The organism is Streptomyces sp. NPDC007095, assembly GCF_040634475.1.
Taxonomy (GTDB): domain Bacteria; phylum Actinomycetota; class Actinomycetes; order Streptomycetales; family Streptomycetaceae; genus Streptomyces.
Map to the genome: position 1 here is coordinate 23479 of NZ_JBEYFS010000128.1, position 10466 is coordinate 33944.

The 10466-nt window shown below is 68.3% G+C and carries 9 protein-coding genes and 1 pseudogene; 6 read left to right on the forward strand and 4 right to left on the reverse strand.

What is annotated here, in order from left to right; all coding sequences use genetic code 11:
• Window positions 1–156 precede the first annotated feature (156 nt).
• Complete coding sequence (locus ABZ656_RS35060) at window positions 157–774, forward strand: TetR/AcrR family transcriptional regulator (protein ID WP_099940017.1); 618 nt, start codon at window positions 157–159, stop codon at window positions 772–774.
• A gap of 305 nt (window positions 775–1079) precedes the next feature.
• Here the strand turns inward: ABZ656_RS35060 and ABZ656_RS35065 are convergent, their stop codons facing one another.
• From ABZ656_RS35065 to ABZ656_RS35075, 3 genes are all read right to left on the reverse strand, one after another.
• Window positions 1080–2015, reverse strand: a complete 936-nt coding sequence (locus ABZ656_RS35065) for an alpha/beta hydrolase (RefSeq protein ID WP_360273412.1) — start codon at window positions 2013–2015, stop codon at window positions 1080–1082.
• Window positions 2016–2762: 747 nt separating this feature from the next.
• Entirely contained in the window at window positions 2763–3365 is a 603-nt protein-coding gene (locus ABZ656_RS35070) for a TetR/AcrR family transcriptional regulator (RefSeq protein ID WP_101407284.1), read from the reverse strand.
• A gap of 131 nt (window positions 3366–3496) precedes the next feature.
• Complete coding sequence (locus ABZ656_RS35075; RefSeq protein WP_360273415.1) at window positions 3497–3676, reverse strand: hypothetical protein; 180 nt, start codon at window positions 3674–3676, stop codon at window positions 3497–3499.
• Between the two features lie 627 nt (window positions 3677–4303).
• Between ABZ656_RS35075 and ABZ656_RS35080 the strand changes: the two genes are divergently transcribed.
• Window positions 4304–5656, forward strand: a complete 1353-nt coding sequence (locus tag ABZ656_RS35080; RefSeq protein WP_101407286.1) for an FAD-dependent oxidoreductase — start codon at window positions 4304–4306, stop codon at window positions 5654–5656.
• A 311-nt stretch (window positions 5657–5967) separates the two neighbouring features.
• Here the strand turns inward: ABZ656_RS35080 and ABZ656_RS35085 are convergent, their stop codons facing one another.
• A complete protein-coding gene (locus ABZ656_RS35085) occupies window positions 5968–6576 on the reverse strand; it encodes a CGNR zinc finger domain-containing protein (protein ID WP_101407287.1) in 609 nt (202 codons plus the stop codon).
• 588 nt (window positions 6577–7164) lie between these two features.
• On the opposite strand from ABZ656_RS35085, the gene ABZ656_RS35090 reads away from it, so the two are divergent.
• From ABZ656_RS35090 to ABZ656_RS35105, 4 genes and pseudogenes are all read left to right on the forward strand, one after another.
• A complete protein-coding gene (locus tag ABZ656_RS35090) occupies window positions 7165–7953 on the forward strand; it encodes an enoyl-CoA hydratase/isomerase family protein (RefSeq protein WP_101407288.1) in 789 nt (262 codons plus the stop codon).
• A gap of 40 nt (window positions 7954–7993) precedes the next feature.
• Complete coding sequence (locus ABZ656_RS35095) at window positions 7994–8710, forward strand: flavin reductase family protein (protein ID WP_101407289.1); 717 nt, start codon at window positions 7994–7996, stop codon at window positions 8708–8710.
• Window positions 8707–8997 (forward strand): annotated as a pseudogene (locus ABZ656_RS35100) (cholesterol oxidase); the annotation flags it as partial. The gene ABZ656_RS35095 and the pseudogene ABZ656_RS35100, both read left to right, overlap by 4 nt.
• Window positions 8998–9506: 509 nt before the next feature.
• On the forward strand, window positions 9507–10460 hold the full coding sequence (locus ABZ656_RS35105) for an alpha/beta hydrolase (protein WP_360273425.1): 954 nt from the start codon (window positions 9507–9509) through the stop codon (window positions 10458–10460).
• Window positions 10461–10466: the final 6 nt, after the last annotated feature.

Here is a 10466-nt window from a genome sequence, read left to right on the forward strand (position 1 = left end):
AGAAGCATATACGAAACGAAAGCCTTTCGTTTCGTTTTCCTGTACACTTAGTCGTGTGACCCATCCCACCCTTACTCAACGTTCCGTACGGCAGCCCGACCGACCAGTGCGCTCCGACGCCCTTACCTCCCGCCGGATCCCTTCGGGAGCCGCCCGATGACCGGGGCGCCGGCACGCCGGGGGCGCCCCCGCGATGCCTCCCGCGACCGTGCGCTGCTGGAGGCGACCATGGCCGTCCTGACCGAGAGCGGCTACCGCGCGCTCACCACCGCCGCCGTCGCGTCCCGCGCCGGAGTGTCCACCGCCACTCTCTACCGCCGCTGGCCGTCCAAGGAGGTCATGGTCGTCGACGCTGCCGCCGCCTACGCCCAGGAACTCACGACGCACACCGACACCGGCACACTCGAAGGCGACCTCCGCGCCCTGCTCCGGGACAAGGCGGCTTCCCTGACCGGGCAGGAAGGAGGGGTGTTGCAGACATTGATCGGGGAGGCCCGGCACAACACCCCGCTGGCCGAGGCCCTCACGAACACGTTCGTGCTGCCCATGCGCCGACGCATGGAGGAGATCACGAAGCGTGCGGCGGAGCGGGGCGAGATCCCGCCGGTGGAGCATGCCGACCTGCTCGGCGACCTGGTCCTCGGTCCCATGGTCAGCAGGTTCTTCCTCACCCCGCTGCCGCCGGACGAGGTGGACGCGGCAACCGCGGCGGAGACCGCCGACCGCCTCCTGCCCTTCCTCCTGCGCGCCGTCGGGCACAAAGGGCACACCTGAGCGAAGGCGGCCCCCGAACGCGCCCGAGAAGGGCAAGTTCACCGGGCCGCCTTTCGCGCAGCGACGCCGCCACCGGCGGACCGTGACCCGGAAGACGGCCCGGGGCCACCGAGATTGGTGTCCGACTGCGCCGCGCACCTCGGAGCGTCGGGCGTCGGGCGTCGGGCGTCGGGCGGGGCAAAGGACCTTGTCGCTGCCCACGACTGACGGCTGCGCTCAAAGCTCCCATTCATGTGGCCTCGCAGAGCAGCACGGGCACGAGGAAGAGGACGAGACAGTGCCCTCTGACCGGCCGGAGGCGGGGGTCAGCTGTTCAGGAAGCCCAGGATGCGGTCGGCGACGGTCTTGGGCTGCTCGAGGTGCAGGAAGTGCCCTCCGCCGGGCACCACGACGCGTTCGAAGCCGCTCGTGAACACGGCTTCCATGCCGTCGCTCAACTCCACGGACATGCAGTTGTCGTCGGCCCCGTGGAGGTAGAGGGACGGGACGGTGATGGCACCGCTCGCCCGGGCTTCCGCGGCCTGGGTCCCCTCGTCGGCGGGAGGCGTGAACAACTGGCGGTAATAGCCCAGGGTCTCGGTCAGGACTCCTGGCGCACGGAGGGTCTCCTTGAGCGCGGCCCGCTCCGCGTCCGGCAGCTCGTAGCCGGGCGACCATTCCCGCCAGAGCCGGTCGATGAAGGCGAAGTCGTCGAACTCGACGGCCGCCTCCGCCATGGCCGTCTGGAAGAAGAACATGTACCAGCTGCGTCGCTGCTGGTCGCCGTCGACGACCCATGCGGTCCGCAGTTGAGGGCCGTAGGGAACCGCCATGCCGACAAGCTTGCGGACACGCGTCGCGTCGAGGCTGGCTGCCGCGTACGCCGCCCGGGCACCGAGGTCGTGACCGATGAGATCCGCCTGCTCGCGCCCGAGCGCTTCGATCAGGGTGAGGACGTCCTGGCCGGTCGCGGACGCGCGATAGGAGCCGTCGGGTGCCGCGCCACCGGGCCAGTATCCGCGCTGTGCGGGTGCTACCGCCCAATACCCTTCCTGTGCGAGGCGGTCGAGAAGTCCTGCCCAGCTGGCGGCGTGGTCGGGAAACCCGTGGAGGCACAGAACGAGTGGCCCGCTGCCGGCCTCGAGGATCGGAACCTCCAGCCTGCCGGCCTGAACCGTCCGATGACGGACACGATCGGCCGCGTGGGACGTGCCGGTCGAGGAGCCCTCGACAAACGGCGGTCGCTGGGTCACCTGTGTCATGCGTTCGACCTCCAAGCCGCCCTGGCGGCGGCGCGGTCCTGCAGGCCCGGACCGAGTAGTGGGTTGCGTGTTCTGCTCCAGCCGAAAGAGCGGCTGCCCCGCGCTCGAGGATCTGCACTGGATGCAATGAGCGTAAGTCTTTTGATTATGTTGCTCAAGTAGCTCTTGAGATGAGCAAATAGATCACAGTTGTTTCAGTGGGCATCCGACCGTCGGACGACTCCCGCTGGACTGGACACGAACGGGGCCTTGTCGCGACGGCGGCATCCACATCTCGTAAGGCACCGTCGACGAGGTCGGCGCCTTCACGGTGTTCCGCAGCGCCGAACTGTTCCTCGACACCGCCCCCACCGACGTCCTCGATGCCGCCGTACGCACCGACCGGCCGCACGGACGTGACGTCTCGGCCTGACCGACGCACGCGTCGCACCGCCAGCCATCACCTGGACCGCTCGTCGCGGGCCCGCACGTCCGGGCCGGGCAGTCGGGAACAGGTCACTGCCTTCGCCATGGCCGAGGCGGAGACCATCGAGTCGACCGCGTGACCCCGGACGGGGCCTTGCAGACCCAAGTCGAGCCCTCAGCCCGGAAGATCGCTGTAGGCCCCGCCGGGCGCACGCCGTGCACAACGCGTTGCTGCGCCCGGGCCGCCGGCGGCATCGCAACCGCCGACCAGCACCTGTTCGACCTCGCCGTGCCGCGAGCCGTGCGGTTGCGGTGAGCCAGGCCGGGTGGCCGCCGGAGGTGCTACGGCCTGGACAGCGGAGAAACGGCATCCATGGCGAGGTCGAGGAGCTCCGCCACGGAGCGCTTGCCATCGCAGGCGACCCACTCCAGACGGGCATACGCGAAGCAGGCTACGCCGGCGGCGGCGAGTGCTCCCGCGCGCAGCCGACGCTCCTCGCCGGGCGGCGTTTTCGTGAGTCGTGGGACGAGCGACTGGGCGATGGCCTCGTTCCATTGGACCTCTTGGTGCAGGTGCTTCGCGTACAGCACCGGAGTGTCGTGGATCAGGCGGATCATCGGCAGCGACTGGTTCCTCGTCCACTTCTCGATCACTTCGTCGAATGCGCGGCGCAACGCGTACCAGGGTTCTTCCTCGGCGGGGCGCGCCGCCAGCGCGTCGGCGATGTCGGTGCCGGTTTCGTCGAGCACGTAGGTCACTACGGCTTCCTTGTTCGCAAAGTAACGGAAGAAGCTGCGCGGTGACAGGCCAGCCGCCATAGCGATCTGGTCCACGGTGGTGGATTCGTACCCGTTCGCGAGGAAGAGGTCGACTGCGACCGTCTTCACTTCCTGCTGCACCGCTTGCCGCTTCCGCTCGCGCAGGGTGATCTGCCTCTCGTCCACGCTCCGATGTTACAGCACGCGTCATATATGTCATCTCCTGACCTCCTTGACAGTCTCTGCCACTCTGGGCGTACTCTGCATGACGTGCCTGATGACATGTATGTGCCTGTGAGGGACCGAAGTCATGGCGGTCAGCGCAGCGGTGTGGTGAGTGGTGGGCGTCCGTACGTCATCGAGATGCCGCAGCGGGAGCTGGACGGTTCTCGGATGTCCCTGCGCCGCAGTCCGGTGTCCGGCCCGGGCCTGGACCAGCCGGCGGGGAAGCTGCGGGAACTCGCCGAGAAGTCCGACTGGAGGACCGTGGAGTGCATTCAGGTTGCCCTTCCTGCCCGCCCGCGGAGACCATCCCCTTCCGCGGCCGCTGGTGTTCGGCGACAGCCGGGCGGGATTGTTCTGGCCAGACCCGAATGATCCTCGGCTCGATCCCCCGGCCCGCGCCCCCATGGAACCCCGGCCCCGTCGAGTGCAACACACCTGCGGCACTCGGCTGACCTGCGGTCCGGGGAAGGCGGATACGCACCGCTGCGCATGACCACAGCGCTGACCGTCGGCCGTGCGCCCGGCGGGCTCGCCAGCCGGTCCGCGGTCTGAGGTGCGCCGCCGCGTCATGACCCACCCGGGTGGGCCCGGCACCGCCCCGATCGCCATCGCGGCATGCGCCGAAGAGCTCGTCGTCGTGCCACGTGAGGTCGGGTCCGGCTCTTTTCACCTCAAGCGCTGCACCGAGTTCCCTCGCACCTCGCCACGCTGATCGACGACGCCCAGCGTGCTTGCGGCCCCGCAGGCGTCCACCCCACAGGCAAGGGCGCGTCAAGGTCGTCGCGAGCCCCGCGTCCGCCTGCCCGCCCTCGCGCTTGTCTCCCACCGCCGTCGTGCGACGGCCGGCTTCCGCACCGGGGTCCGCCCGGTCGGAGTACCGAACACATTTGGAAGGTTCAATGCCCCCCACAACGATCACGGTCGACTACTTGATCATCGGCGCCGGTGCCACAGGAATGGCCTTCGCGGACGTTCTCGTCAAGGAGAGCACCCACACGATGGCCATAGTGGACCGCAACCACGCTCCGGGCGGTCACTGGACGATGTCGTACCCCTTCGTCAGGCTGCATGGCCCGTCGAATGTCTACGGCGTCCACTCCCGTGCGATGCCGAGCGACTCCCTCGGAAGGAACCTCGCGTCGGGCCACGAGATCCTCGACTACTACGACCGCGTCATGCGCGAGACCCTGCTGGGGTCGGGCCGCGTCACCTACCTGCCGATGCACAACGTCGACGACGTCGAGCCGGGCCGGCCCGCAACCGTCCGGGCGCACTCCCTCGTGCACGGAACGTCGACGCAGATCGTCGTCAGGAAGCGTGTCGTCGACGCCTCCTACATGAACATCACCGTGCCCGCGATGAGGCACTTGAGCTACGACGTCGAAGACGGTGTGCCGATCGTTCCGGTCAACCAGCTCGTGAACCTCGGCGGTTGGGCGGAACGGTTCACCGTGATCGGGGCGGGCAAGACGGGCCTGGACGCGTGCCTGTGGCTGCTCCACCACGGCGTCGATCCTGACCGCATCACCTGGATCACGCCACGTGACGCATGGATGATCAACCGGGACCAGGAGGCACCGCTGTCCCGGTTCGGTGAGCTGACGAAGCTGCTCGCATGCAACTCGGTGGACGACGTGATCAGTGCGCTGGAGCAGATGGACCTCATCATCCGCCGTGACCCGTACGTCAGCCCCAGCGCCTTCCGGTGTGCGACCGTCAGCTCGGCCGAGCTCGCTCAACTCCGGAAGATCGAGCACGTCGTACGGCTGGGACGGGTACGCCGCATCGACTCGGCCGGCGTCCGGCTCGACGAGGGCAGTGTTCAATCGCCGCCGGGGACGGTGTACATCGACTGCTCGGCGGACGGTCTCACGCAGAAACCGCCGAAACCCGTCTTCGAGGACAGCGCGATCACACTCCAGGCGTTGGTGCCGTGCCTGCTCGCACCCAGTGCCGCCATCGCCGGGAAGCTCGAGTGCCTCGACCTCGACGACGACTCCCGCAACAGCCTGGCCCCACCGGTGCTCAATCCCAGCTCCTCGCGCGACCTGCTGTCCTTCTTCGGCACACGCATGGAGCGGCTGCACCGGTGGTCCGGCTCACCCGCCCTGTTCGAATGGCTGCTCGGCTCGCGCCTGGGGTCGGCGCTGAGCGACCTCCAGCAGATGTCCGACCAGGACAACCGCGCCGCGGTCTCTCTTCTCGCCTCCCACCTGGAGGACCTGCTGGAAAGGGACGGTGTCTCGGCCTGATCCCGCGCGCTGAAGACGGGGGTGCCTGGCGTCGGGCGCCCCTGTCGCGCGTGCGAAGCCTGCGAGGCCGCCGGCCGACCGCAGCCGAGCCTTCGGTGGGTTCTGCCGCGCCCGGGCACGGCAGCCGCGTTTCTCTTCGACGGACGCCCCACCGCCGATGTCCTGCAGCCCGCCACCGCGAGCGGTCCATCACCCTGATCCTCACGCGGGTCACGGTGATGTATGAGGACTCAGGATGTCTTGACGCTCTGGCGGGATCGCCTCAGCGGAACCGCGAGAGGGACAACGGGCAGATCACAAACCCTGGCCTCCTACCCGGCGGTCCGCACGCGCTGACGCGCCCGGTGGGCTCGCAGGTTCTCCGGGTTGCCGCAGGTCTTGGTGGAGTGCCACACGCCGCTGTTGTTGCGGGAGCGGTCGAAGAAGGCCGTCGTGCAACGGGCGTTGCGGCAGATCTTGAGCCGGCGCCAGGTGTCCGCCTGCTGGGCCTGGAACATCTCGAGGAGCACCAGGGCGGCCACATACCGCCAGCCTTGTCCGCGCGGCTCCAGGACGACCCGCCCGCTGCGGTCCATCCGCAAGGCCGCCGCCGCGACGTGAACGGCGGGCGCCAGGTCAGCGTCGTCGCCGCCTGGGCCGTCGCCGTCCGGTGCGGCGAGAAGCCGTCTCAACTCGGCACGCAGGCCGCGGAGTTCTTCGAGATCGTTCTCGGTGAGCCGCACCTGCGCGGCGGCCTGCGCCGTCTCCTGGGCCCAGCACTCCAGCGCCTGGTCGGCCCATGCCTGCGCGTCGGCGAGGTCGTCCAGAAGATCTGCTGCCCGGGGGCGGCCGGCGGAGATGGTGTTGAGCAGGTCGTGCACCAGCGCCAGCCCGAGGGGGGCGGGCTCGACTTCGTACCGCGTGGATGCGGACCACGCCATGGCCCTGTCCCCCTTCACTCGTCGTCATTGCCGACATGACCGTGGCCATGTGGCCACTGCCTCAGGGTACGGCACCCCCTGCCACCTTGAAATGAAATGAGCTATCGGCGTACAGTCCTTTCTATTGGATCGGCAACGCAGCCGCACGAAGGGTGTCGCTCATGAGCTCGTCAGCCTCCACAGCACCCAGGAACCTCTTGGCGCTCCGGAGCGGGAGAACCGTGGCGGCACCGCTGTCGCGCCGCCGATGACCCCCGCATCACCGTGGAACGTGTCGGCCCCGTCGTGCCATCACACCTCCCTACCGCCCGCACTGCCGTCGTCGACGGAGCAGCCACGCGCTTGGAGCGGCTCGGCGCGATCGCCGCACACCTCGACGCGTTCTTGACCTGGTATCGCTGACGGGCCCGCGCCGGCGCGCCGCGGACAGGCCCTGAAACCCTGCCGGCTGACACTCATCGGCGGCGGAGGCCAGTTCGCCCCGCACAGCACCCCCACCGTCGCGCAATCCGCTTCCAACCGGTTTCGCGACCGCCTCACCCGATGGGCCGCGAGCCCGCCCGTACTGTCCAAAGCCAAGGAAATGTCATGCCCGTTCTCACCCACTCCATCGATGGCGATGTCGCCACGATCGTCCTCGACAATCCTCCGCAGAACCGCTTCGCGCCCGAGTTCACCCAGGAGCTCAGCGAGATCGTCGACGCCCTCACGCGCAGCCAGGCCCGCGCCGTCGTACTGCGGGCCGAGGGACCCGACTTCAGCTACGGTGGCGACTTCCGGCCCTGGGTCGACGCCGACCGCCCGAGCCTGCGGGCCGACTTCGACCACGCTCTGTCCGTGATCAACCGGTTCGAGCAGCTCCCGATCCCGGTCGTGGCCGCGGTCCAGGGGCTGTGCTACGGCGGCGGCTTCGAACTCGCGCTGCGGGCCGACATCATCCTCGCCGCCGAGAGCGCCCGCTTCGGCCATCCCGAGCAGTCGCTCGGCATCATCACCCTCCTCGGCGGCATCCACCGCGTCGCCGAACGGGCCGGCCGGGCCCGCGCCTTCGAATGGGCACTGACCTCCGAGCAGGTACCCGCCACGGTCATGGCCGAGGCCGGGGTCATCAACCGCGTCGTCCCCGACGACGAACTGCGCGCCGAAGCCGAGGCCTTCGCCCGGAAGATCGCCGAAGGCCCCACCCGGGCGCACGTCGTGCACAAGGCGTTGCTGCGCGCCTGGGCCACCGGCGGCATCCCCGCCGCCGACCGGCAGCTGTTCGACCTGGCCGTCCCTCTCTTCGAGACCGAGGACGTCAAGGACGGCCTGGCCTCCGCCGCCAAGGCCCTCAAGGAGGGCCGCCCCCGGCCCGTCCTGCCCTTCAAGGGCCGCTGATCCCCCTCTCCCCCACTCGCCGCCAACCAGAGGACACCACATGATCATCGATTCTGCGGACCTGGACGCCAAGTCCGCCTACAAGCTGCTCATCGGCAGCGTCATCCCTCGCCCCATCGCCTGGGTGAGCACCCTGTCCACCGAAGGTGTGGGCAACCTGGCCCCCATCTCCTTCTTCACGGTCGTCGGGCGCAAACCGCCCCGGATCTCACTGTCGTTCCAGCCGCGCTCGGACGGGGCCACGCTCAAAGACAGCTTCGTCAACATCCGGGAAACCGGCGAGTTCGTCACCAACATGGCCACCCTGCCGCAGATCGAGGGGCTGAACCGAAGCGGCTTCGAGTTCGAGCCCGACGTCGACGAGTTCGACGCGGTCGGGCTGGAGAAGGTGCCGTCCGAGGCCGTTCGCCCGCCCCGTATCAAGGGAGCGCCCATCGCGTTCGAGTGCACCGTCGAGCACATCTTCTCGTCGCCCGACGGACTCAACAACGCCGTCTGGGGCAACGTGGTGCGCTTCTACATCCGGGATGACCTCTATGTGGGTGGCCGGATCGACTTCGGTGCCATCGCTCCGGTGGGACGACTCGCCGCCGAATACACCCTCGTGAACAACGCGTTCGAGACGCCGCTCGACCCCCAGGTGATCAAGGAGTACTCCGAACGCCGGATGGAGCGCCTGGACCAGAAGGACACGTACTACTCGCCGATCGACACGCCCCACTGGTCGCCGTCCGGGTCCACCACGAGCCTCGACTGACAAGCGTCACGGAAGAACTCCTCCGGGAGCATGACGGACCCAGATTCGACTACGACGTGATCATCTCGGGATCGGGCTTCGGCGGTTCCGTCACCGCCCTTCGGCTCACCGAAAAGGGCTACCGCGTCGGCGTGATGGAGGCGGGCCGCCGTTTCACGCCCGGCTCGCCTGCCCAAGAACTTCTGGGACATCAAGAACTACCTCTGCCACCCAGCCTCGGCATGTACCGCATCCAGCGCATCCATCCGCCGGGCAACGTCGTGGTGCTGGCCGGAGCGGGCGTGGGCTGCACCGTTCGCAGCGCGCGGTGGACGCCGGAATGGTGATGACGTGCGAGCGACAGCAAACGCGGCATCCTGTCACATGAGGACCGCTCACGTGGCCCATGACAACATGCATGGGCTTGTGAAGGGGCGTCCACCGACCTCTCGCCGGAGCGCGCGCATGCCAGATCCCGCAACTCTGTCCAGGGCGCAAGCCCTGGCAGGCTGGGCGCGCCAGCAGTCTCCGCGGCACGTGGCGCCCAGGGGCGTGCGCATCACGAGCTGCAGCGCTCGACCTGCCCATACAGGCACCGGCTCCAGCCCAGGCCCGCCCCCGGACGACCACACCGCGACGCAGCACAGCGTCGCCGTGACCCGGTACCGGACTCTTACCGCGATCTCGACCGCCCCGTGCGTCGCGGAATCGGAACAGACACTGCTCAGCCGATCAGACGGCGACGACGACTTCCTCTGTGCCCGCGATGCCGAACCACGGCACCGCCTGTCTCCGGGACAACCCGATGCCCTCACACATGCCCTCCCATGCCCGTTGGCTCACCGGCGGTTCCTGGATCACGGTGCGCGGCCATGGAGGCAGACACCGCCTCTTCGTCCGACAGGACGGCCCCGAAGACGGCCGGCCCGTCACGCTCATACACGGCTTCCCCACCTCCTCGCACGACTGGTCGCTCATCCTGCCCCGACTCACTGACCTGGGCCTCCGCGTCACGACCTTCGACCTGCTCGGGTTCGGCGCGAGCGACAAGCCACCCCGCCACACCTACTCGGTGATGGAGCAGGCCGACCTGGCCGAAGGCGTATGGAATCACCTCGACATCGGCGACACCGCCATGGTCGCTCACGACTACGGCGTCACCGTGGCCCAAGAGCTCCTGGCCCGAAACTCCCACCGCGTCACCCGCATGGTATGGCTCAACGGCGGCCTTTACCCCGATCTGCACCGCCCACTGCGCATTCAGCGTCTCTTGCACGGCCCCTTCGGCCCCCTGATCAGCCACGGCATCAACCAAAAGACATTCGTCAGATCGATGCGCCGTCTCATGGCACGTCCCGCTTCCGACCAGAACCTGCACGAGATGTGGAATGGCATGGCCCTGCACCAGGGACACTTGCTTGCGCCACGTCTGCTGCGCTACATCGACGAACGGCGCGCCCACGAAACACGATGGGTCACGGCCCTCGAAGACTTCAGCGCCCCGACCCTCTTCGTCTGGGGACCCCGTGACCCCATCAGCGGTGCCCACGTCGCCCAGAGAATCCGTCAGCGCTTCCCTCACGCACACCTGCAGGAACTCAACGACCCCTTCCCGGTCGGCCACTACCCACAGATCGAGGCCCCTGACGAAGTCGGCTATCTGATCGGGAAATTCCTCAGCTCGCCCCCCTCCCTGACATCGTTGGGCGAGACACCCCGGCGTGATCAGTTAGCCTGGGTGGACGAACGAGCAGGAGAACCACCCGCATGACCAGCA